The following is a 21,969-nucleotide window of genomic DNA, read 5'->3' as shown; positions in this document are numbered from 1 at the left end:
CGAGTCCCGTCCACTCCGCCAAAAATGCAGAGCCCTGATACGCAAGTGTCAGGGCTTTTTGCTTTTCGGCCGCCGGGCATTCTGTGCTTGCCCTCTTGACTTAGAGTGCGCTCAAACTTCCAGAATGGCTTCCATGGCATCCCTCCTGACCATTTCTGATGTTGCTGCGCGAACAGGCCTCAGCGCTCACACCTTGCGCTATTACGAACGCATCGGCTTGATCGCCCCAGTGGTGCGGGCGCCGGGTGGCCAGCGCCGGTATGCGGCGTCGGATCTGGACTGGATCGGATTCCTGCTGCGCCTGCGCGAAACCGGCATGCCCATCGGGCAGATGCAGGCTTTCGCGCGCTTGCGCAGCGAAGGGAATGCCACGGCCCCGGTGCGTCGCCAGATGCTCGAGCAGCATCTGGCAGAAGTGCTAGCCTCGATCACCACCCTGCAAAATGCCGCCCAGGCCCTGCAGGCCAAGATCGGGTACTACCGGGAACTGGAGGCCTCCCCTCGCTGCGCGCCCACCTCAAGCGAAGGAAGAAGCCCTGATGAACCCGCAAGCCCAACCACAACGCTATGAGCGCGGCCTCGCCAAGCTGCGCGAAATCGACGGCCAGGCCGGTGAGCACGTTGTCTCCAGCCTGGCCGACATCGCCCCGGACTTTGCCCGCTACCTCATCGAGTTCCCGTTCGGTGACATCTATTCCCGGCCAGGGCTGGATCTGCGCAGCCGGGAGATCGCCGTGGTGGCGGCCCTCACCGCCATGGGCAACGCCGCTCCTCAACTCAAGGTGCACCTGCAGGCGGCATTGAACGTCGGCGTCACGCGTGAAGAGATCGTCGAGGTGATCATGCAGATGGCCGTCTATGCGGGGTTCCCGGCAGCCTTGAACGGCCTGGCTGCGGCGCGCGAGGTTTTTGCCGCCGTGGACTGAGACCTGCCCGGCGCCTGTCAGGCCGCGGGCGCGGCCGGCTCGGTGGTGCCGGGCTCCCTGCGCCCGAACATCGCCCAGTTCTCGATGGTCATCACCACCTCGTCGCGCTGGTTCACGGCCTCCCAACGTGTCTGCACCAGGCCCACGTGGGGCTTGCTCTTCATTGGGCGGCGCCCCAGCACGGTCATGCGGGCGCGAATTTCGTCGCCCACCATCACGGGGCGCAGCCACTTGAGCGAATCCAGGCCGGGCGATCCCAGGCTGCTGGACTTGAGCAAAAAGCCATCGCACATCAGGCGCATCACCATGCCGGCCGTGTGCCAGCCGCTGGCGGCCAGCCCGCCGAACAGCGAGGCCTTGCCGGCTTCTTCGCTCAGGTGAAAGGGTTGCGGATCGAAATCGGTGGCGAAGCGGATCACCTCGTCGCGGTCGACCTTCTTGGGGCCGAACTCCAGCACCAGGCCTTCTTCGATGTCTTCCCAGTACCAGTAAGCGGGGGTGGCGGCGGTCATGCAGTGCGCTCCTTGATGAACAGTCGGGTGGACAGCACGCCGTTGGACAGCAAGGTGCCCAGCAGAATCACGGCGGTGCCGCCCAGCATGCTCCAGGTGATCTCTTCATCCAGGAAGAGCCAGCCCCACAGCATGCCGAACACGGGGATGAGGAAGGTGACCGTCATGGCGCGGGTGGGACCCACGCGCTCCAGCAGTCGGTAGAACATCAGGTAGGCCACGCCGGTGCACAGCACGGCGAGGCCCAGCAGGGCTGCCCAGGTGATGTGCGGCACCTCGGACCAGGTCTCAGGGCGCACGGGCAGCGAGGCCACGGCCTGCGGGCCGCTCAGCCACGCAGGCAACAACAGCATCAGTGCCGCTGCGCTCAGGCAGCCGGTGCTCACGCTCAGGGGCGGCAGGCTGCTCAGGTAGTGCTTGGTGTGGTGGATGGCAATCGCGTAGGACAGCGTGCTGCCCAGGGCCAAGGCCACGGCGCCGTGGGCGACGGCGCTGTCCACGTGCGTGCGGTCTGCGGCCAGCAGAACCACGCCTGCCAGTCCCATCGCCAGGCCAGCCAGCGCGGCAGGCCCCAGCCGTTCACGTGTCCACAACCAGCCGACCAAGGCTCCCCACAGGGGGGCCGTGGCGTTGAGGATGGACAACAGGCCAGCGGGCAACTCTCGAGCGGCCTGGCCAAAACCCAGGAAAGGCAGCACGCAGGCCAGCAGTCCAGACAGCAGCAGCATCGGCGTGTGGCGGGCCATCTGGCGTGCCTGCCTGTGCCACAACACCAGTGGCCACAACAGCAGCAAGGCGCCCGCCACACGGAAGGCGGCCACGGCCAGCGGCCCCACCACCGGCGAGGCCATGCGCAGGAACAGGAAGGAGCCGCCCCACAGGGCGGCGAGCACCAGCATGGACAACAGGTCGCGCGGCGTCATGGCGCAGCCTCTTCACGGCCGAACAGCGTGGCTTGCAGCTGGTCCGGTTGAGCGACCACATCCCCGGAGATCGTCAGCCCTTCGCGCCTGAGCAGGTCGATCTTGCGGGGCAGGCCGCTGCTGAACCCTGTCAAACGGGCATCCCGGCCGATGATGCGATGGCAGGGCACGATCACGATCAGCGGGTTGGCGCCCACCGCCATGCCCACGGCCTGATAAGCCTTGGGTTGGCCGATGCGTGCAGCGATGTCGCCATAGCTGAGCGTGGCGCCGAAGGGGATCTCCAGCAAGGCCCGCCAGACGGCGACCTGGAAAGGCGTGCCTTGCGGGTCGAGCGGCAGATCGAAGGCGGTGAGCTTGCCCTGCCAGTAGCGGTCGAACTGCTCGGCGGCCTGCTGCAAGGTGGTGTCCTGCGGGACCACAGGCACGCCAGGGAAGGGGCCTGGGTCATCTGTCTGCCCGTCCGTGAACCACGCGCCTGCCAGGCCAGCGGCGGTGCAGGCCAGCCGGATGTCGCCCAGGGGCGATGCCATCGTGGCTTGGGCGGTGTAGCGGGGCGTTTGCAAAGGCATGGCGGGCTCGCGGGCTGGGGCGTCATCCTAGCGGTTGCCAGCGCGCCTTGCTGAATGCAGGACACTGCCCGTGGAATTTCGGACGGTGCGCACGGTGTTTGCTGGTGTGGCTTTTGCGAACCCGTCATGCAGGGCTCTCTAGAATGGTGGTCAAGGCGTCCACGTCGATGCCACCCAATCCAAATCAATCATTCAGCAAAGGATCACCATGCAAGTAGCAGCTTCCATCTTCAAGGCCTACGACATCCGAGGGATCGTCGGGCAGACCTTGAGCGAGCCCGTGGCCGAGCACCTGGGCCGCGCTTTCGGCACGGAAGCGCTCAAGCTGGGCGAGAAGGCCGTGGCCATCGGCCGCGATGGCCGCGTGTCCGGCCCGTCGCTCAGCGCCGCGCTGATCAAGGGGCTGCGCTCCACCGGTATCAACGTGATCGATCTGGGCGCCGTCACCACCCCCATGCTGTACTACGTGGCCGCCACCCGCGGTGACCAGGGCTGCCACAGCGGCATCCAGGTCACCGGCAGCCACAACCCGAAGGACTACAACGGCTTCAAGATGGTGCTGGCCGGCCGTGCCATCTATGGCGATGACATCCAGGGCCTGCGCAAACGCATCGAGGCCGAGGACTACACCCAGGGCGAGGGCAGCCTGGCCCAGCTCGACGTGCTGGCCGAGTACACGCAGCGCATCGTGGGCGATGCCAAGCTGGCACGCCCGCTCAAGATCGTGGTTGATTCGGGCAATGGCATTCCCGGTGCTTCGGCGCCTGGCATCCTGCGCGCCCTGGGCTGCGAGGTGACCGAACTGTTCTCCGAGGTCGATGGTGATTTTCCCAACCACCATCCGGATCCCTCCAAGCCCGAGAACCTGCAGGACCTGATCAAGGCCGTGAAAGAGCAGGGTGCCGACCTGGGTCTGGCCTTCGATGGCGACGGCGATCGCCTGGGCGTGGTCACCAAGGAAGGCAACAACATCTTCCCCGATCGTCAGATCATGCTGTTCGCCCGTGACGTGCTGAGCCGCGTGCCCGGCGGCAAGATCATCTTCGACGTGAAGTGCAGCCAGCAACTGGCCATCGCCATCCGCGAAGCCGGTGGTGAGCCCGTGATGTACAAGACCGGCCACTCGCTGGTCAAGGCCAAGCTGAAGGAAACCGGCGCACCCTTTGCCGGCGAGATGAGCGGCCACATTTTCTTCGCCGAGCGCTGGTACGGCTTCGATGATGCCACCTACACGGCGGCCCGTCTGCTGGAGATCCTGTCCAAGGCGGCTGACCCGAGCGCCGTGCTCAACGCGCTGCCCACCAGCCACAGCACGCCGGAACTGAACGTGCCCTGCGCCGAAGGCGAGCACCACGAGGTGATCGAGAAGCTGCGCCAGACGGCCAAGTTCGAAGGCGCCCAATTGACGACCATCGACGGCCTGCGTGCCGACTATGACGACGGTTTCGGCCTGGTGCGGGCATCCAACACCACGCCTGTGCTGGTGCTGCGCTTCGAAGGCCACACGCCGCAGGCGCTGGAGCGCATCCAGAAGCAGTTCATGGCCGCCATCCATGCCGTCAAGCCTGACGCGCAGGTGGGCGGGGCCGCGCACTGAGCCCCTCTGCACCAGGCGGCGCCCGAGGGCACTCGCCTGTGAGCGGGCCAGCCGCGTGGCTGGCCCGTAACGCTTATGCCAGCGTGCTGCGCCTGGGCACGCCTGCCTACCTGTGGCGGGTGTGGTCGCGCGGCCGTGAAGAGCCTGATTACCGCCTGCATTGGTGGGAGCGCCTGGGCCTTTATGGCGCAGACCATCGGCGCGCCTTGCAGCAATCCCATGTCCGCGGCGGCCCACTGGTCTGGGTGCATGCGGTGTCGCTGGGCGAAGCGCGCGCGGCGTCGGCACTGGTGCAGGCCTTGCGCCAGCAGGCGCCAGCCATGCGACTGCTGCTCACGCACAGCACGGCCACTGGGCGTGAGGCGGGCAAGGCCTTGATGCGGCCACAGCAAGGTGATCTGCAGACCTGGCTGCCCTACGACACCCCTGGTGCGGTGCGGCGTTTTCTGCGCGCGCACCGGCCGGACTTGGGTGTGCTGATGGAGACCGAGGTCTGGCCCGTGCTGCAGCACCAGACCGCGCGCTTTGGCGTGCCCATGGTGCTGGCCAATGCGCGCCTGAGCGACAAGAGCCTGCGCCAGGGGCTGCGCCTGAGCGGGCTGATGCGGCCGGCGGTGCAATCCCTGCAAACCGTGCTGGCCCAGACCGAGTCCGATGCTCAGCGCCTGCGCGTGATGATCGACGGGGCCGAGCGGCCCACCTTGCAGGTGTGCGGCAACGTCAAGTTCGACATGACGCCGGCGCCCGTGCAACTGCTGCTGGGGCAAGGATGGCGTGGGGCAGCATTGCCAGGGCAGCCGGCACGGCCCATCGTGCTGGCCGCCAGCACGCGCGAAGGTGAAGAGGCCGGCCTGCTGCAGACCTGGCAAGAGGCCTTGTCCGTGGCGCGGCAGGTGGCTTCGGCCAAAGACGTGGCGGCCGCGGTGCCGCGCCTGTGGATCGTGCCGCGGCATCCGCAGCGCTTCGACGAGGTGGCGGCGCTGGTGCTGTCGCAGGGCTTGCGCTTGTCACGCCGCAGCCAGTGGACTGGCGGCCTGCCGGATGCACAGGCCTTGGATGCCGATGTGTGGCTGGGTGATTCGATGGGCGAGATGCCCGCCTATTTCGCCGCGGCGCGGGTGGCCTTGCTGGGCGGCAGTTTTGCCCCGCTGGGTGGGCAGAACCTGATCGAGGCGGCGGCCTGTGGCTGTCCCATCGTGATGGGGCCGTCGACCTTCAACTTCGCAGAGGCGGCGCAGCTGAGCGAAGCGGCTGGCGCAGCGCGGCGCGTGGATGGCTGGCCGCAGGGCGTGGCCGTGGCCCTGGCCTGGTCTGCGTCGCCCAACCATGACGACAGCGTGGCGCAGTGCCTGGCGTTTGCCCAGGCGCACCGCGGTGCGGCCGAGCGCATGGCGCGGCTGATCCTGGCCCAGGTGCGCAGGCCCTTGTCGATCTGATGGGGCTTCAGGCCAGCAGGTGCTGCCACTCCGGGTGGCGCCGCATGTACAGGGCCACATAGCTGCACTGCGGATCGACCTTGAGCTTCTCGGCATCTGCCCAAGTCAGCGCAGCATTCACCAATTGCCCGGCGATGCCGCGGCCCTCGAGCGCGGGCGGCACGTTGGTGTGCGTCATGCGGATCACATCGCCCTGGCGCTGGTAATCGGCCGCGCAGCGCTGACCTTCGACGGTGGCTTCGAAGCACTCGCCTTGGCGGTGGGTCACGGAGATGGTGGCGTGTTGGCTCATGGATCGATCATAGCCACGCCACCGTGACCATGCCCGCCTCAGGGGGCGCATCAGCACAGGGTCACACCCAGCCCAAGGCACCGAGCACGCCGCCCGCGCCCACCAGCCAGATCAGCGGCACGCGGGTGCGCCACACCAGCACGGCCACCACGGCCGCCAGCAGCAAGGCACGCGGGTGCTCGATGCTGGGCAGCAGCAACCACCCGGTGGCCAGCAGCAGGCCCACCGTGACGGGCGCCATGCCCATCTGAAACGCGCGCACGCCGATCTGCTCGCGGCGCGTGGCCACCCAGCGAGAGAAGCCCAGCGCCACCGCAGTAGAGGGCAGCATGATGCCCAGCATGCTGGCCAAAGCACCACCCAGCCCGCCGCCATACCAGCCCATCAGGCCGACGAAGAGCACGTTGGGCCCTGGCGCGGCCTGGGCCAGTGCGATGGCCGAGGTGAAGTCGGTGTCACTGAGCAGGCCCAGGTCATCGACCAGGCGGCGGTGCATGTCGGGTACCAGCGTGATGGCCCCGCCGATGGCCATCAGCGAGAGCGACAGGAAGTGCACGAACAAGGTCCACCAGGTGTCGGGGGCCCAGGCCCACAGTGGGGCGCTCATGAGGCGGTGCGGGCTTTCCTGAGCACCAGGTAGGTCCAGGCGCAGGCGCCGACGCCCAGGCCGAACAGCACCCACACCAGTGGCCAGCGCACCCAGGTCATCATCAGGAAGGCGGCCAAGGCCAGCGCAGCCGCCGCCGGCAGGCCCAGCGGGTGCTGGCGCAATGGCGCGGCCAGCTTGAGCACGGTGCCGATGATCTGGCCACCGGCCACGGCCGTGATGCCCCACAGCGCGCCGCGCACGGCGTCATGGGCGGCGGTGGCGGGCGGTGTCAGGGCCACCAGCCAAGCCAGGGCCAGCATCACCACCATGGGCAGCAGCATCATGCCAGCCAGAGCCGCGAAGGCGCCGCGCCAACCGAAGAATCGGTCGCCCACCATCAACGAGAGGTTGCACACATTGGGGCCGGGCAGCACCTGGGCACTGCCCAGCAGTTCCAGGAACTCCTGCGCCGTCAGCCAGCGCCGGCGCACGCACAGCTCATGCTGCGCCACGGCGATCACGCCGCCAAAACCCTGCATGGCCAGCGAGGTGAACGCGGTGAACAGCTCCCAGTTGGATTGCGGGCGCAGCGTGTCCACCTCGGTGATCACCTCGGCAATCTTCGCCGAGGCAGCCCCGCGCGGCGTCTCAGGCATACACGGCCACCACCTGGTAGCCCAGGCCGGCCAGGCGGCCATCCGGCGTCCACAGCAGGGTGCGCTCGTTCACGTAGCCTTCGCCGGTGGCCAGCGCATCCTTGTCCATGCGCCACACGGCATCGACGGGGGCATCGGGCACGGGGCGCAGCTCCAGCGCCCACGACACCGAGCTGGCGGGCGCGAAGCCCTTGAGCTGGGCCAGGGCGGGCGTGGGGCCGGCATCGGCCAGGATCACGCTCAGCAATTCACTGTCCACGCCGTCGCTGGCCTTCAGTCGCACATAGGTGCGGCTCAGCCAGGTGTCGGTGCCGGTGAACGGAAAGCCGCCATCGGCCAGGCGGAACTCGATGTGCTGCGTGAAGGCTGGCGTGAGGCCGGGGATGAAGGGCAGCTGGATGGATTCGTCCACTGTCTTGGACACCGGCTCCTGCGTGACGGTGAGGGCGGGCAGAGCGCTGTCGCGGCCGGTGCCGAACACGGCCAGCAGCACGCCGGCGGTGGGCGTGTTGCCCTTGTCGTCCGCCTGGCGGATGTGGGCCTGCACCTGGCGCACGTTCTTGCCCTGGCGCAGCAGCGTCACCTCGACATCGAAGCTGCCAACGGCCACCGGGCCCACGAAGCTGGTCTGCAGGGCGCGCAAAGGCCAGTCGCTGCCACACACATCGCGCATGGCCTGCACGGCCAGGGCGGACAGCAGCCCGCCGAACAGGGTGCGGCCCTGCTGCCAGTCTTCGCCCACCTGGAAGCTGACGGTGCTGCTCTGCACCTGGCGGCGCGACAGCAGGGTGGCGAGGGAGTCGACGGGCGAAGAAGAGCTCATGGCGGACAACGGGGAAAGTCAGATCACGCCGATGCTACTTCTTTCGGGGCATGTTCGGCCCGGGGCAGGATTTTTTCAACCATGGCGGCGGACACCGGGCGGCTGAACAGGTAGCCCTGGGCCATGTCGCAGCCCCGCGCGCTCAGGAAGGCCTCCTGGTCTGGCANTGAACAGGTAGCCCTGGGCCATGTCGCAGCCCCGCGCGCTCAGGAAGGCCTCCTGGTCTGGCATCTCCACGCCTTCGGCCACCACGCGCATCTTCAGGTTGTGGGCCAGCGAGATCATGGTGCTGACCAACTGGGCATCGTTGTCGTTGTCGGGCAGGTCCTGCACGAAGCTGCGGTCGATCTTGAGCTGGTGCACCGGGAAGCGCTTGAGATACGCCAGCGACGAATAGCCTGTGCCGAAATCGTCGATGGACAGTGATACGCCCAGCTGGTGCAGCTGCTGCAGGAACTGCTCGGCACCGTCGCCGTGTTCCATCAGGCCGCTTTCGGTGATCTCCAGCTCCAGCCGATTGGCCGGGAAGCCCGTCTGGCGCAGGATGCGCGAGACACGCTCCAGCACGCCGCCGCGCCGGATCTCGCTGGCCGACACGTTCACGGCCAGGCGGCCGAAGTCCAGGCCGGCGTCGATCCAGGCGCGGCCCTGCCGGCAGGCCTCGTTCATCACCCACTCGCCCAGGGCCATGATCATGCCGGTGTCTTCCATCACGGGGATGAACTCGTCCGGGCCGATGGAGGGCAGGCATTCGTCGGTGGTGTCGGGCACCCGCAGGCGCACCAGGGCCTCGACGCTGACCACGCGGCGGTCGGTCAGGCGCACCATGGGCTGGTAGTGCAGCACGAACTCGCGGTGCTCCACCGCGCGGCGCAGGCGTGTCTCCATGCTCAGCCGGTTGGTGGCCTGCGAAGTGAGCGATTCGGTGTAGAACTTGAAGGTGTTGCGGCCCACGCGCTTGGCCTGGTACATGGCCGCATCGGCGTTGCGCACCAGCTCGCCCGTGTCCTCGCTGTCGTTGGGGAACAGGCTGATGCCGATGCTGGCGCGCACGTAGACCTCCTGGCCCTCGGCGCCCAGCTCGAACGGGTCGGACAGGGTCTCGATCACGGCCTGGGCCACATGGGCCGCCTGTTGCGGGTGGCGAAGGTGCTCCAGGATCAGGATGAACTCGTCGCCGCCCAGCCGGCCCAGGGTGTCCTCCTGACGCACACGCAGGCGCAGACGCTGGGCCACCAGCTTGAGCAGGGTGTCGCCGGCCGCGTGTCCCAGGCTGTCGTTGACGGTCTTGAAGTTGTCGAGGTCGACGAAGACGATGCCCACCAGGGTCTGGTGGCGGCGCGCCAGGTTGATGGCGTGCTCCAGCCGCTCGTGGATCATGGTGCGGTTGGGCAGTTCGGTCAGCGGGTCGTAGTGCGCCATGCGGGCCAGGCGCGCTTCGCTCTGCTTGAGCTGGGTGATGTCGGTGAGCACCGCCACGAAATGCGTGGGCAGGCCCTTGGTGTTGCGCACGGCGCTGATCGACAGCTTGGTGCTGAACAGCTCGCCGTTCTTGCGCTGGCACCAGGCTTCGCCTTCCCAGCTGCCGTGGTGCCGCAGGGTGTGTTCCACCTCGCTGACCACGTCTTGCGGGTTGTCGGGGAAGAGGAACTCGGCGGTGCGGCCCAGCACGTCCTCTTCGGTGTAGCCGGTGATGTCGGTGAAGGCCGAGTTGATGGAGACGAGCTCGCGGTCTCGGTTGAGCACCAGCATGCCGTCGCGCGAGCTTTCCAGCGCGGCGGCGTGCAGGCGGATGCGTTCTTCGGCCTGCTCGCGCATCACCTCGCGGTGCAGGTTGGACAGGGCAAAGGACAGGTCGTGTGCCACATCGTCCAGCAAGGCCTTCTCATCCTGGTCCTGCGGGTTGAGCTGGCGATCGAGGAGGAACAGGTAGCCCACCAGCACCTGCTGGCGGCGCAGCGGCAGGATGGCGCAGCCATTGAGCTTGTCCTGCAACGCGGCGCGGGCCCAGGCCGGTGCTGCGTCGCCCAGTTGGTTCAGGTCGGCGCAGTGGAAGCTCTGCCCGTCCATCAAGGCCTTCTCAAGCGGAGAGGCTTCATCCCGCTCGGTGGGCAGGCGCATCTCCAGTGTCACCGTGTCAGGCAAGGCCTCGCCCGCCTGGGCATGGCATTCCAGCGCCTGGCCATCCAGGTCCAGCAGGTTCACCCAGGCCTTCTTGAAATGGCCGTGGCGGATGGCGGTCTCGCAGGCCCGCTGCAGCAACTGCCCTTCGCTGTCGGAGTGGACGATGGCCTGGTTGACGTGGCTGAGGAAGTCGTACAGCCGGGTCATGTGCACCAGTCGCTGCTCGGCGCGGCGGCGGGCGGTCACGTCCCAGATCATCCACACGGCCCGATCACCGTCGCCCACGGGCGAGCAGCGGCTGTCGAAGTGGCGCATGCCCCCCATCACGCGTATGGGGTAGCTCAGCGACTGGGTCTGGCCACTGTCCAGGGCGCGTCGCAGCACGCCCAGGTAGACCTGCGCGGTGTCGGGCGAGAAGAAGTCGCTCAGCGGGCGTCCGATCAACTGCTCGCGCGGGCGCCCCAGCAGCGGTGAGTTGTTGCCGAACACCTCCAGATAGCATCCCTCGCGGTCCAGCAGGAACGCAATGTCGGGCAAGGCATTGGCGAAGGCGCGCAGCTCGGCTTCTCGCGTTTCCAGCGCGCGCAAGGTGCGCCTGCGCTGGCGGTGTCCTCGGGCCAGCAGCCAGACCACACCCACACCCATCAGCCCGACCAGGCCCATGTTGAGGTGGTCCAGCCGGCGCTGGCGTTCGGCAGCCTCGGTGAGGGCCTGGGGCAGGTGCTGCTGCACGCGGGCCAGCGTCTGGCGGCTGGGGGCGAGCAGGGCGCTGAGCGTGGCGGTGGTCTGTGCAGCCCCTGATGCGTTGGTGGGAGGCGCCTGCCTGAGGTTGCCGTGCACCGCGGCCAGTTGCTGGTTCAGCACGCGCAGTTGATCCACCAATGACGTGGCATGCGGCCCGTCGGGCAACCAGTCATCGCCCCCACCCTCGTGCACCAAATGGGCACTGGCGGCGATGGCGTCCTGCAGCGGCGTCAGGTCTCGGGCCTGGGGCATGCCGTCCGGGGCGTGCAGTTCCAGCATGTGGAGCTGGATGCGCGCAATTTGCTGCTGAAGGGTATAACCGCCCGATTGCAGGCGGCTCCACCCGTGGCGCGACCAGGCCATCAGCCCGATGCTGACCGCCACCACCAGCACCACGGCAAAGCCCACGGGCGCAAATCGCCCGCGCGAGGCAGGTTTGGGCACGGGGGGCGAAGAGGGCGGGGCGGCCAGGGCCTGCTGCTGCGTCACGGGGGAAGCGTAAATAATGGCGGGATCGAGGTGGACGGACAGCTTAGGTGAAAAATGACGGGGGGTGTCTCCCGTTGCCGAACAATGTCGTGCCGACCCTGCACGCGCGGGGAGTGCGGCTGAGCATTACTTCACATCTTCATGAGCACAACCAGCGTTTATTCACCGTTGCACGTTGCCCGATCAAGGTTCGTGTGGGTCCGTGGTCTGCGCAAGCACCTGCTGTTCTGGGGCGACCCGGCCGCCGCCACGCCCGGAGCCCCGTTGCTGGTGCTGGTGCACGGCTGGATGGACGTGGGCGCTTCGTTCCAGTTCGCGGTGGATGCCCTGCGTACCCGCCCGGGCTGGCAGGATCGGCCCATCGTGGCGCTGGACTGGCGTGGCTTTGGCCAGTCGGATGCCTCGGGCACCGACAGCTATTGGTTCGCCGACTACCTGGCGGACCTGGATTTCATCCTGGACGAGCTGTCGCCCGGGGAGCCCATCGATCTGCTGGGCCACAGCATGGGGGGCAACGCCGTGATGCTGTATGCCGGCCTGCGCCCGCAGCGCATCCGCCGCCTGGTCAACGTGGAGGGTTTCGGCATGCCATCGGCCGAACCGGAGGAGGCGCCGGATCGTTTCGCCAAATGGATCGATGAGCTCAAGCAGCCCGCCCGCCTGAAGGATTACGACAGCCTGGAAGCCGTTGCAGAGCGCCTGAAGGGCAACAACCCGCGCCTGAGGGCTGATTTCGCCCTGTGGTTGGCCCAGCACTGGTCACATGAGGAGGGCGACCGCCGGGTGATCAGCGCCGATCCGGCGCACAAGCGCCCCCAGCCCTTGCTCTACCGCCTGCCCGAGGTGCTGGGCTTCTTCAGGCGCATCACCGCACCGGTGCTGTTCATAGAAGGCGACCAGACGCCGTATTTCCTGCTCTTCAATGGAAAATACGACCGAAACCAGTTCCTGGAGCGCTCCAAGGCCGTGCCCGACCTGCGCCTGAGCACCGTTGCGGATGCCGGCCACATGGTCCACCACGACCAGCCCGAGGCCTTGGCCACCCTGGTGGCCGACTTTTTGCAGTCCCCGTGAGAAAATAAACGGTTGCTGAACCGAACAAGACACGAGAGACCCACCATGGACATCGAACACATCAACGCCCTGGGCACCCAGATCGCCGACCTGGCTCAGCGCACCGCTGAGCTCCGGAGGTATCTTTGACTGGGATGAAAAATCCCGCCGCCTGAGCGAAGTTAACGCCGAACTCGAAGACCCCGCCGTCTGGAACGACCCCAAGCGCGCCCAGGAACTGGGCAAAGAAAAGAAAGCGCTTGAGAACGTCGTGCTCACGATCGCCGAGCTGGAATCGGGCCTGGCCGACAACGCCGAGCTGTACGAGATGTCCAAGGCGGATGAAGATCTGGATGGCCTGAAAGCCATCTTCGACGACGTGACCGCGCAAGAGTCCCGCGTGGCCGAACTTGAGTTCCGCCGCATGTTCAACAACCCGGCTGATCCGTTGCCTGCCTTCCTGGACATCCAGGCCGGCGCCGGTGGCACCGAGGCCTGCGACTGGGCCAGCATGCTGCTGCGCCAGTACATCCGCTACGCCGAGCGCAAGGGTTTCACGGCCACGGTGGAAGACATCACCGATGGCGACACCGCCGGCATCAAGAGCGCCACCATCAAGGTGGAGGGCGAATACGCCTTCGGCCTGTTGCGCACCGAAACCGGTGTGCACCGCCTGGTGCGCAAGTCGCCGTTCGACTCGTCGGGCGGTCGCCACACCAGCTTCGCCAGCGTGTTCGTCTATCCCGAGATCGACGACACCATCGAGATCGAGATCAACCCGGCCGATGTGCGCACGGACACCTTCCGTGCCAGCGGCGCGGGCGGCCAGCACATCAACAAGACCGACTCGGCCGTGCGCCTGACGCACATCCCGACCGGCATCGTCGTACAGTGCCAGGATGGCCGCAGCCAGCACAGCAACCGCGATGTGGCCTGGAAGCGCCTGCGCTCGCGCCTGTACGACCACGAGATGCGCAAGCGCCAGGAAGAGCAGCAAAAGCTCGAGGACACCAAGACCGACGTGGGCTGGGGCCACCAGATCCGCAGCTACGTGCTCGACAACAGCCGCATCAAGGATCTGCGCACCAACGTCGAAATCTCCGCCACCCAGAAGGTGCTGGACGGCGATCTCGACGCCTTCATCGAAGCCAGTCTCAAGCAGGGCGTCTGACGTCGATGCCCTTGAACCCTCACCCATCACGAAAGCACCGCCATGCGTGAAGGTACCGCTCCGCTGATCCGACGCGAGGACTACACCGCGCCGGCCTTCTGGATCCGCACGGTCGACCTGACCTTCGATCTGGACCCCGCCAAGACACTGGTCATCAACAAGATGGCCGTCGAACGCAACCCCGACCAGCCCGGCGCCTCCCTGCGCCTGGATGGCGAGGACATCAACCTCACGCGCGTGCTGGTCGATGGCGAGCCCGTGTCCTTCCGTGTCGAGAACCAGCAACTGGTGCTCGACAACCTGCCCGATCAGCCGTTCGCGCTCGAGATCCGCACCACCTGCGCGCCCGGCAAGAATACGCAGCTGTCGGGCCTGTACACCTCGGGGGGCGGCTTCTTCACGCAGTGCGAGGCCCTGGGTTTCCGCCGCATCACCTACTTCCTGGACCGGCCGGACGTGATGTCCGTCTACAAAGTCACGCTCAAGGCCGACAAGCTCAAATACCCGGTGCTGCTGTCCAACGGCAACCTGGTGGAGCAGGGTGCGATCGACGCCGATCGCCACTACGCCGTCTGGGAAGATCCGCACCCCAAGCCCTGCTACCTGTTCGCGCTCGTGGCCGCCGACTTGGTCAGCCGCGAGCAACGCGTGCGCACCCGCCTGGGCAAGGAGCACCTGCTGCAGATCTTCGTGCGCGCAGGTGACCTGGACAAGACCGAGCACGCCATGCAATCGCTGATGGCGTCCATCTCGTGGGACGAGATCCGCTTCGGCCTGAGCCTGGACCTGGAGCGCTTCATGATCGTCGCCGTGAGCGACTTCAACATGGGCGCGATGGAGAACAAGGGGTTGAACATCTTCAACACCAAGTTCGTGCTGGCCAACCCGGCCACCGCCACCGATGTGGATTTCGGCAACGTGGAAAGCGTGGTCGCCCACGAGTACTTCCACAACTGGACGGGCAACCGCGTCACCTGCCGCGACTGGTTCCAGCTGTCGCTGAAAGAAGGCCTGACCGTCTTCCGCGACCAGCAGTTCAGCCAGGACATGGCCGGCAGCGCCAGCGCGCGCGCCGTCAAGCGCATCGAAGACGTGCGCACCCTGCGCCAGCTGCAGTTTCCCGAGGATGCGGGCCCCATGGCCCACCCGGTGCGCCCCGACAGCTACATGGCCATCGACAATTTCTACACGGCCACCGTGTATGAAAAGGGTGCCGAGGTGGTGCGCATGATGCACACCCTGGTCGGTGAGGCTGGCTTTGCCGAAGGCATGAAGCTGTACTTCCAGCGCCATGACGGCCACGCCGTGACCTGCGACGATTTCGCCCAGGCCATCGCCGACGCCAACCCAGAGAGCGAGCTCACCAAGCGCCTGGACCAGTTCAAGCACTGGTACACCCAGGCCGGCACGCCCCGCGTGCAGGCCCGCGGCAGCTACAGCGCCGAGCACAAGACCTACACCCTGCACCTGAGCCAGAACTGCGCGCCCACCGCGGGCCAGCCGGCCAAGCTGCCCTTCGTGATCCCCGTGGCCATGGGCTTGGTGGCGCACGACGGCCGCAACCTGAACCTGCACCTCGAAGGCGAGGCCCTGCCCATTGGCACCGACACCGTGCTGGTGCTGTCCGAACCCGAGCAGACCTTCACCTTCGTGCACGTGCCGGTGGAGCCGGTGCCCTCGCTGCTGCGTGGCTTCTCGGCCCCCGTGGTGCTGCAGGCCGAGCTGGGCGACGACGCCCTGTTCACGCTGCTCACGCACGACAAGGACCCGTTCAACCGGTGGGAAGCCGCACAGCGCCTGGCCCTGCGCCGCCTGCTGCAGGCCGTGTCCGGCCACGGCCCGGCCGAGCTGGATCCTCGCTTCATCCAGGCCCTGCGCGGCGTGCTGCGCAACGCCGAGCTGGACGCCGCCTTCAAAGAGCTGGTGCTGACGCTGCCGAGCGAGGCCTACGTGGCCGAGCAGCTCGACACCGTCGATCCGCAGCGCATCCACACCGCCCGCGAAAGCCTGAAGTTGCAGTTGGCCAAGGCCCTGCACGAAGACTGGATCTGGGCCTGGGAGCAGCACAACGACTGCGGCGCCTATTCACCTGATCCGGTCAGCAGCGGCCGCCGTGCACTGGCCAACCTGGCCTTGTCCATGCTGTGCCTGGACGGTGCCACGCGCCACAATCCGATCTGGACGGGCAAGGCCTTCCAGCGCTTCAAGGATGCCAACAACATGACGGACCGGCTGGGCGCCCTGGGTGCCCTGGTCAACAGCCATGCCGACCTGGCCCCTGATGCGCTGAGCCGCTTCCACGAGCAGTTCCGTGACGAGCCGCTGGTGATCGACAAGTGGTTCACCCTGCAGGCCGCCGCCCCTGAAAAAGACGGCAAGGTCTTCGCACGCGCCAAGGCCCTGATGCAGCACCCCGACTTCACGCTGCGCACGCCCAACCGCGCCCGCAGCCTGCTGATGGCGCTGTGCCAGATGAACCCGGCCGCCTTCCACCGGCCGGATGCTGCGGGCTACGTGTTCTGGGCCGATCGCGTGATCGAGATCGACAGCATCAACCCGCAACTGGCCGCCCGCCTGGCCCGTGCACTGGACCACTGGCGCCGCCTGGCCGAGCCCTACCGTACCGCCGCACGCGAGGCCCTGGGCCGCGTGATGGCCAAGCCCGATCTGTCCGATGACGTGCGTGAGATCGTCACGCGCGCGCTGCAGGATTGAACGAACCTCTGAAGAACCCAGGAACCATCCACCATGTCCCACAAAGTCAGCCTGACCCAATACCTGATCGAGCAGCAGCGCGGCCAAGCCCAACTGGCGCCGCAACTGCGCCTGCTGATCGAGATCGTCGCCCGCGCCTGCAAGCGCATCGCCATCAGCGTCAACAAGGGTGCCCTGGGCGATGTGCTGGGCACCGCCGGCAGCGAGAACGTGCAGGGCGAGGTCCAGAAGAAGCTCGACATCATCGCCAACGAGGTGCTGATCGAGGCCAACGAATGGGGCGGCCACCTGGCGGCCATGGCCTCTGAAGAGATGGACGAGATCTACGTGGTGCCCAACCGCTACCCGCAGGGCGAGTACCTGCTGATGTTCGATCCGCTGGATGGATCGAGCAACATCGACGTGAACGTGAGCATCGGCACTATCTTCTCGGTGCTCAAGCACGCCGACGGCCATGCCGTGGACACCAACAGCTTCCTGCAGCCGGGCACCGAGCAGGTGGCCGCTGGCTACTGCGTGTATGGCCCGCAGACCACCCTGGTGCTCACCGTGGGCAAGGGCGTCGTCATGTTCACGCTCGACCGCGAGCAAGGCTCATGGGTGCTGACGGACAGCGATGTCAAGATCCCCGAGGACACGAAGGAATTCGCGATCAACATGTCGAACATGCGCCACTGGGCCGACCCGGTCAAGCGTTATATCGACGAATGCCTGGCCGGCAAGGAAGGCCCGCGCGGCAAGGATTTCAACATGCGCTGGATCGCGTCCATGGTGGCCGACGTGCACCGCATCCTCACGCGCGGTGGCGTCTTCATGTACCCCTGGGACAAGCGCGAGCCGGGCAAGCCGGGCAAGCTGCGTCTGATGTACGAGGCCAACCCGATGAGCTTCCTGGTGGAACAGGCCGGTGGCGCCGCCACCAACGGCACTCAGCGCATCATGGAGTTGCAGCCCACACAGTTGCATGAGCGCGTCAGCGTGATCCTGGGGTCGAAGAACGAAGTGGACCGTGTCACGGCTTATCACCGCGAAGCCAGCTGAACCCGTGATAGAATTTTTGGCTTGGACGCCGGTGTAGCTCAGTCGGTAGAGCAGCTCATTCGTAATGAGAAGGTCGAGGGTTCGATTCCTTTCTCCGGCACCATCTGAACAAACACAAAGCCCAGTTCGTAAGACTGGGCTTTGTTGTTTCTAGGGACGATGAGGGGGAAGGGCCAGGTCCGAATCGGCTCAATTGCCTGGCGGCACCCGCATCTCCTGCAGCAATTGCCGCATGGATTCTTCTGCCAGGTCACTGTCGGCGAGGGGCGGCCGTCCCTCTGCAACCAAGCGTTTCACCAGGGCGAGCAAGGGATCAATCTCTACTGGCTTGACCATGAATGCGTCGTAATGCTGGAATGCCTTTCGCACCACATCTTCGCTGGTGGCGCTCATGAAGACAAAAGGGATATGACGCAGGGTAGCGTCTTGCCTCACGGCTGTCCCAAACTCGCCGCCATCCATGATGGGCATCATGAAGTCAGAGAGTATCAGTGCAGGCTTTTCGCCATCGCGCAGTAAATCCAGCGCCTGCAATCCGTTGGACGCAGCGGTCACCCTGTAGCCTTCGGCTTCCAATAAAAGTTGCAGTATCTCGGCGTTGCCATATTCGTCTTCGACGATCAGAACAAGTTTCATCGGAAACTGCTTTCATGTAGACGGCTTGGGGATCAGCACGTTGTTCGAGGTCGAATGAAGATGTCCACAGACGGTTCAGCAGCGCTGCCGCCGCGAACCTTGGTGATCGTGAGGACACGCTGATCAACCCGCCTTTTTTGAGGAGACTCCGGCTCGAAACTGAACACGTTGTCAAACCAGCCTGTGACACCCTCAGCAAGCGGTGTTCCCGCTGCCATGGCCAGAGCGTGAGGATCCACCGTGAACAGGGAGGTCACCTCACGCCGCCGCAATTCCATCAGCAGACGGCCCAGGAACCGATAGCCACGCTCCGGAAACGCCAAGGTTTCGGCGAGCCCTGCCATACCATCCACCACCAGGCGGCGAATCTTCAGTTCGTCAACCAGTCTCAGCAGTTTGTGACCCATCTCATCCATCGATTCATCTTCGTGACCGAGGCTCTTGAGGGCCAAAGCGCCCGCGCCAATGGCCGTCTCGATGTCAAGGCCCATTTCTGCGCCAAGCCGCCGCAGATCGCCACCCAGCTCCGTACAAGACAGCACCAGGCCGGGGGCGCTGGCGTTGGCGGCAGACGCGAAAGCAAGGGCGAGTGTGGTCTTTCCTGTGCCAGTGTGCCCTATGACCACCGAAGCACTGCCGGTAAAGAGGCCTTTGGCATGGAGAACGTCGTCCAGCGCGGGCAGGCCGGTGGAGAGAACGCTGTCTCCCAGCTTCACGTTGCCATCTTCCAATGGCAGGCTTTCCAGGCGAGGGAAGAACTGAAGCCCTTGCGCCGAAATGCAGAAGGTGTGCTGGCCACGGATGATCTGGCTGCCCCGGAATTTGCGGACCTGCATGCGTCGCTCAGCGCGCCAGTGGAAGCCGTGGTCTTCGAATGAAAAGATGCCGTCCACCATCGTCTGCTCTGCGCTCAGCGCATTGCCGGTGCCACTGCTCAGGATGAGAGAGGTGCACGACATGGCGCTGACCAGGCTTTGCAGTTCATGAACGAACTGGCGAACCGAATCGTTGGTCATCGCTTCAAGGCTGTCGATGACCAGCCCATCGATGACCAGCAAGGACGGCCGATGGCGCAGCAATTCGCCGCGCAGCAGTTCGACAACGGCTTTCAGCCCGCCTTGATCAAGCTCCCGGTAGCCGCTGACATAGAACACCCTGGCATTGACTTCCTGCTGATCAAAAAAGATCTGCTGCTCCATGTGCTGGAGCATGCGCGCATGAGATTCTGCCAACATGGTGACGTACAGGGTGCGGACTTCGCGCCGTGCCAGCGTGTAGGCAATCTGGTTGGCCAGCGTTGTCTTGCCGACGCCCGGCGGCCCCTCGAAAATATAGACCCCGCCCTCGAACAAACCACCGTTGAGGATCTCATCCAGGCCCTCGACAAGGGTAGCCAATCGTTTCATTCTTATTGACGTAGTGAATATCAAATCATTGAGTGGGCGCAATGGCGATTCCGGCTCTTGCAACACGCCCTACCATAAGAAGTCCTTGATTTTAGAGGTACTTTGAGCCGGCTACTGTCTTTATGTGTTTGAGCCCCCATGGTTTGTTCCAAGGTGGTGCGGCAGCTCCTGCCTCCTTCATGAGGACATGCGCTCGTCGCGGATGTTCGAGGAGCGCCGGACTGTTAATCCGTCGGTCAATGGTCTGAGCTGTGGCCGTTTGCTGAAACCTGGTTTTCGTCCATCTGCTTCTGCGTGTCCCGCAGTTGCCGCAGTTTCCCGAGAACGCCTAGGTCTTCCGGCAGATCAGGGAAGGGCCCTTGTCGCCAAGCCTGAACCACATCCTGCAGCGGCTTCTCAACATCTGCTGCCAACCCGTCTTTCGTTCGCAGAAGGATGGTGATGGCGAACTCGACCAATTCCAGTCGTGACAGGATTTCCGGGTCGTTCATGGACGAGGCTCCAGTTGGGGGGGCTGATGGCGCTTCATTCTAGGAACACTTCACAGCGCCTGCTGCTGCATGGTCAAGGCAGGGAGCGGTTCTTGAGGGCATTGCACCAAGCCGTGGCACGATCGCGTTGTTCCATCAACCGCGTCTTACTGGGTTCCCACACATGTCCGAGCAAACCACACTGGCAGCAGCCACCATCACGGCTGCCCTTCTTGCGAGGCTGCCCGCAGAGGATGGGGTGCCCTCCCTGGGGGACATTGCCTACCACTTCCAGCGCGCCTACCTCGGCGTGCTGGAGGGGCAGAAGAAGGCCATCGAAGAACTGGAGCGACGCAGACCTGCCCAGAATCAGCCCTGATCAGGACATCCTACTTCGGGGCCTCTGGTCCCCACGCCCGACATGAACCTGCCGTTCAAACGGCGAGGACAGCGACGCGAGCGCACGCTGTGCGGCCACTTCTGGTGACAAAGCTGGGGAGCTTTCCCACAGACCCCTGGCCCAAGCCCACAGTTCATGGCGGTTGACATTGCTGTACAGCGCTGGGGCGAAGAATGGAATCAGCGCCGACAACTCAGCCGCACACCGCGGGATCCAGTCCCCCCTGACACGCATTTCATCAGACTGGGACATGGTTCACTGCCTGCGAGCCGGGGCGGTGCTTGGCCTCATGCTGCTTGTCGCCATCGGGCTTGCCAGAGATGATGGCTGCCTTGCCTGAAGCACCGTAGCCCTCCGTCACGTTCTCCTGGGCAGTGGTCACGGCTTCCTCATTCGGACCGCGCGCAATGTCTTCGTCGCCTGGCTTGGCTTGCTTTGGTGTGTTGGCCATGGAGTGCTCCTCAAAGCCGTTCATGTCTTGGTTTCATGCCCTCCAGCAATCGGGATACCTGGCCCGTCGAGCCAGCAAAGTCCACAGATCCTCTGCTGCAAGCGCTTGCAGCTAGGCTCAGGCAATGAAGATCGCCACCTGGAACATCAACAACGTCCGGACGCGTTTGCCGCTTCTGCTCGCGTGGCTGGAGGCCACACAGCCCGATGCGGTGGCGCTTCAGGAGCTGAAATCAACGGACGGGCAGTTTCCCAGGACCGAGCTTGAAGCCGCCGGCTACGGCAGCCTGGTGGTCGGCCAGAAGACCTGGAACGGCGTGGCGCTGCTGGCCAAAGGTGCCGACCCCATTCCCGTTCGCACCTCTTTGCCGGGGGACGCGAAGGACACGCAGGCACGCTACGTGGAAGCCGCCATCAATGGCGTGCTTGTCACCTCGCTCTACCTGCCCAACGGCAACCCATGCCCTGGCCCGAAGTTCGACTACAAGCTTGCGTGGTTCGATCGGCTCATTGCGCACGCGGCCGAGTTGCTGCGATCCAACCATCCCGTGGCGCTCATGGGCGACTTCAACGTCGTGCCCACGGATGCAGACATCTACTCTCCAAGGTCCTGGCTGGACAACGCGCTGCTGCAGCCAGAGCCTCGTGCCGCCTTCGCACACCTGCTTCAACAGGGGTGGGTGGATGCACTCCGGGCGACCTCTCCAAAGGACCCGGTCTACACATTCTGGGATTACCGCCGTCAACGCTGGCAGCGCAACGCCGGCCTGCGCATCGATCACATCCTGCTGAGCAAGGCCCTGAAAAAGCGCTTCGTCGCCGCCGGCGTGGACCGCGAGGTGCGAGGCATGGACGACCCCAGCGACCATGCCCCCGTGTGGGCCACGTTCAAGTAAAGGCGGGCCCACGGATTGCCACTGCGAACCACCCCACACCCCATCAGA

The 21,969-nt window shown here is 65.5% G+C and carries 22 protein-coding genes and 1 tRNA gene; 11 read left to right on the top strand and 12 right to left on the bottom strand.

The window, feature by feature from the left end; genetic code table 11:
• Positions 1-133 precede the first annotated feature (133 nt).
• Both EIP75_RS19410 and EIP75_RS19405 read left to right on the top strand, forming a co-directional pair.
• Positions 134-571 carry a MerR family transcriptional regulator gene (locus EIP75_RS19410; protein WP_125244943.1) on the top strand — a complete coding sequence of 146 codons (438 nt, stop codon included), beginning with the start codon at positions 134-136 and terminating at the stop codon, positions 569-571.
• The gene (locus tag EIP75_RS19405) at positions 540-926 is read left to right on the top strand and encodes a carboxymuconolactone decarboxylase family protein (protein WP_125244942.1); all 387 of its coding nucleotides are present in this window, start codon (positions 540-542) and stop codon (positions 924-926) included. Before EIP75_RS19410 ends, EIP75_RS19405 begins: the two co-directional genes overlap by 32 nt.
• A gap of 17 nt (positions 927-943) precedes the next feature.
• Here EIP75_RS19405 and EIP75_RS19400 read toward each other — a convergent pair whose 3' ends face one another.
• Genes EIP75_RS19400 through EIP75_RS19390 form a run of 3 tightly spaced genes read right to left on the bottom strand, consistent with a single transcriptional unit; the run spans position 944 to position 2,933 of the window.
• Positions 944-1,438 carry a MaoC family dehydratase gene (locus EIP75_RS19400; RefSeq protein WP_125244941.1) on the bottom strand — a complete coding sequence of 165 codons (495 nt, stop codon included), beginning with the start codon at positions 1,436-1,438 and terminating at the stop codon, positions 944-946.
• Entirely contained in the window at positions 1,435-2,361 is a 927-nt protein-coding gene (locus EIP75_RS19395) for a DMT family transporter (RefSeq protein WP_125244940.1), read from the bottom strand. The genes EIP75_RS19400 and EIP75_RS19395 overlap by 4 nt, the downstream gene beginning before the upstream one ends.
• Positions 2,358-2,933, bottom strand: coding sequence for a methylated-DNA--[protein]-cysteine S-methyltransferase (locus EIP75_RS19390; protein ID WP_125244939.1), 576 nt, complete (start codon positions 2,931-2,933; stop codon positions 2,358-2,360). Before EIP75_RS19390 ends, EIP75_RS19395 begins: the two co-directional genes overlap by 4 nt.
• Positions 2,934-3,141: 208 nt before the next feature.
• Here EIP75_RS19390 and EIP75_RS19385 point away from each other — a divergent pair, with 208 nt between their 5' ends.
• The gene (locus EIP75_RS19385) at positions 3,142-4,530 is read left to right on the top strand and encodes a phosphomannomutase/phosphoglucomutase (RefSeq protein WP_125244938.1); all 1,389 of its coding nucleotides are present in this window, start codon (positions 3,142-3,144) and stop codon (positions 4,528-4,530) included.
• A 38-nt stretch (positions 4,531-4,568) separates the two neighbouring features.
• Positions 4,569-5,966: a 3-deoxy-D-manno-octulosonic acid transferase gene (locus EIP75_RS19380; RefSeq protein ID WP_125244937.1), complete on the top strand. Its 1,398-nt coding sequence runs from the start codon at positions 4,569-4,571 to the stop codon at positions 5,964-5,966.
• Positions 5,967-5,973: 7 nt separating this feature from the next.
• Here EIP75_RS19380 and EIP75_RS19375 read toward each other — a convergent pair whose 3' ends face one another.
• From EIP75_RS19375 to EIP75_RS19355, 5 genes are all read right to left on the bottom strand, one after another.
• The gene (locus EIP75_RS19375) at positions 5,974-6,258 is read right to left on the bottom strand and encodes a GNAT family N-acetyltransferase (protein ID WP_125244936.1); all 285 of its coding nucleotides are present in this window, start codon (positions 6,256-6,258) and stop codon (positions 5,974-5,976) included.
• 61 nt (positions 6,259-6,319) lie between these two features.
• Entirely contained in the window at positions 6,320-6,865 is a 546-nt protein-coding gene (locus EIP75_RS19370) for a chromate transporter (protein ID WP_125244935.1), read from the bottom strand.
• Positions 6,862-7,503, bottom strand: a complete 642-nt coding sequence (locus EIP75_RS19365; protein WP_125244934.1) for a chromate transporter — start codon at positions 7,501-7,503, stop codon at positions 6,862-6,864. The genes EIP75_RS19370 and EIP75_RS19365 overlap by 4 nt, the downstream gene beginning before the upstream one ends.
• Complete coding sequence (locus tag EIP75_RS19360) at positions 7,496-8,326, bottom strand: acyl-CoA thioesterase (protein WP_125244933.1); 831 nt, start codon at positions 8,324-8,326, stop codon at positions 7,496-7,498. The genes EIP75_RS19365 and EIP75_RS19360 overlap by 8 nt, the downstream gene beginning before the upstream one ends.
• A 75-nt stretch (positions 8,327-8,401) precedes the next feature.
• Entirely contained in the window at positions 8,402-11,095 is a 2,694-nt protein-coding gene (locus tag EIP75_RS19355) for a bifunctional diguanylate cyclase/phosphodiesterase (protein ID WP_476561146.1), read from the bottom strand.
• 729 nt (positions 11,096-11,824) lie between these two features.
• Between EIP75_RS19355 and EIP75_RS19350 the strand changes: the two genes are divergently transcribed.
• From EIP75_RS19350 to EIP75_RS19330, 5 genes are all read left to right on the top strand, one after another.
• Entirely contained in the window at positions 11,825-12,757 is a 933-nt protein-coding gene (locus tag EIP75_RS19350; RefSeq protein ID WP_125244931.1) for an alpha/beta fold hydrolase, read from the top strand.
• Positions 12,758-12,802: 45 nt separating this feature from the next.
• A protein-coding gene (prfB, locus tag EIP75_RS19345) for a peptide chain release factor 2 (RefSeq protein WP_125244930.1) occupies positions 12,803-13,907 on the top strand; the annotation gives its coding sequence in 2 pieces (ribosomal slippage) (positions 12,803-12,883 and positions 12,885-13,907; 1,104 coding nt in all).
• Positions 13,908-13,949: 42 nt separating this feature from the next.
• Positions 13,950-16,622 (top strand): aminopeptidase N, encoded by a 2,673-nt coding sequence (gene pepN / locus EIP75_RS19340; RefSeq protein ID WP_125244929.1) that lies wholly within the window; start codon positions 13,950-13,952, stop codon positions 16,620-16,622.
• Positions 16,623-16,655: 33 nt separating this feature from the next.
• Positions 16,656-17,663 (top strand): class 1 fructose-bisphosphatase, encoded by a 1,008-nt coding sequence (locus EIP75_RS19335; RefSeq protein ID WP_125244928.1) that lies wholly within the window; start codon positions 16,656-16,658, stop codon positions 17,661-17,663.
• Between the two features lie 27 nt (positions 17,664-17,690).
• Positions 17,691-17,766: transfer RNA gene (locus EIP75_RS19330), tRNA-Thr, on the top strand.
• Between the two features lie 86 nt (positions 17,767-17,852).
• Here the strand turns inward: EIP75_RS19330 and EIP75_RS19325 are convergent.
• The 3 genes from EIP75_RS19325 to EIP75_RS19315 all read right to left on the bottom strand — a co-directional run bounded on the left by EIP75_RS19325 (position 17,853) and on the right by EIP75_RS19315 (position 20,196).
• On the bottom strand, positions 17,853-18,299 hold the full coding sequence (locus EIP75_RS19325; RefSeq protein ID WP_125244927.1) for a response regulator: 447 nt from the start codon (positions 18,297-18,299) through the stop codon (positions 17,853-17,855).
• Between the two features lie 32 nt (positions 18,300-18,331).
• A complete protein-coding gene (locus tag EIP75_RS19320) occupies positions 18,332-19,705 on the bottom strand; it encodes an RAD55 family ATPase (protein ID WP_125244926.1) in 1,374 nt (457 codons plus the stop codon).
• Between the two features lie 236 nt (positions 19,706-19,941).
• Positions 19,942-20,196, bottom strand: a complete 255-nt coding sequence (locus EIP75_RS19315; RefSeq protein ID WP_125244925.1) for a hypothetical protein — start codon at positions 20,194-20,196, stop codon at positions 19,942-19,944.
• 163 nt (positions 20,197-20,359) lie between these two features.
• Between EIP75_RS19315 and EIP75_RS19310 the strand changes: the two genes are divergently transcribed.
• Positions 20,360-20,554, top strand: coding sequence for a hypothetical protein (locus tag EIP75_RS19310; RefSeq protein ID WP_125244924.1), 195 nt, complete (start codon positions 20,360-20,362; stop codon positions 20,552-20,554).
• 259 nt (positions 20,555-20,813) lie between these two features.
• On the opposite strand, the gene EIP75_RS19305 is transcribed toward EIP75_RS19310, so the two are convergent.
• Positions 20,814-21,026 (bottom strand): hypothetical protein, encoded by a 213-nt coding sequence (locus tag EIP75_RS19305; protein ID WP_125244923.1) that lies wholly within the window; start codon positions 21,024-21,026, stop codon positions 20,814-20,816.
• 124 nt (positions 21,027-21,150) lie between these two features.
• On the opposite strand from EIP75_RS19305, the gene xth reads away from it, so the two are divergent.
• Positions 21,151-21,921, top strand: a complete 771-nt coding sequence (xth, locus tag EIP75_RS19300) for an exodeoxyribonuclease III (protein WP_125244922.1) — start codon at positions 21,151-21,153, stop codon at positions 21,919-21,921.
• The last annotated feature ends 48 nt before the right edge of the window (positions 21,922-21,969 follow it).

It is taken from the genome of Aquabacterium soli (genome assembly GCF_003933735.1).
Lineage (GTDB): Bacteria > Pseudomonadota > Gammaproteobacteria > Burkholderiales > Burkholderiaceae_C > Aquabacterium > Aquabacterium soli.
Note: the sequence above shows the minus strand (reverse complement) of the source record. Positions and strands in the feature narration are given on the sequence as shown.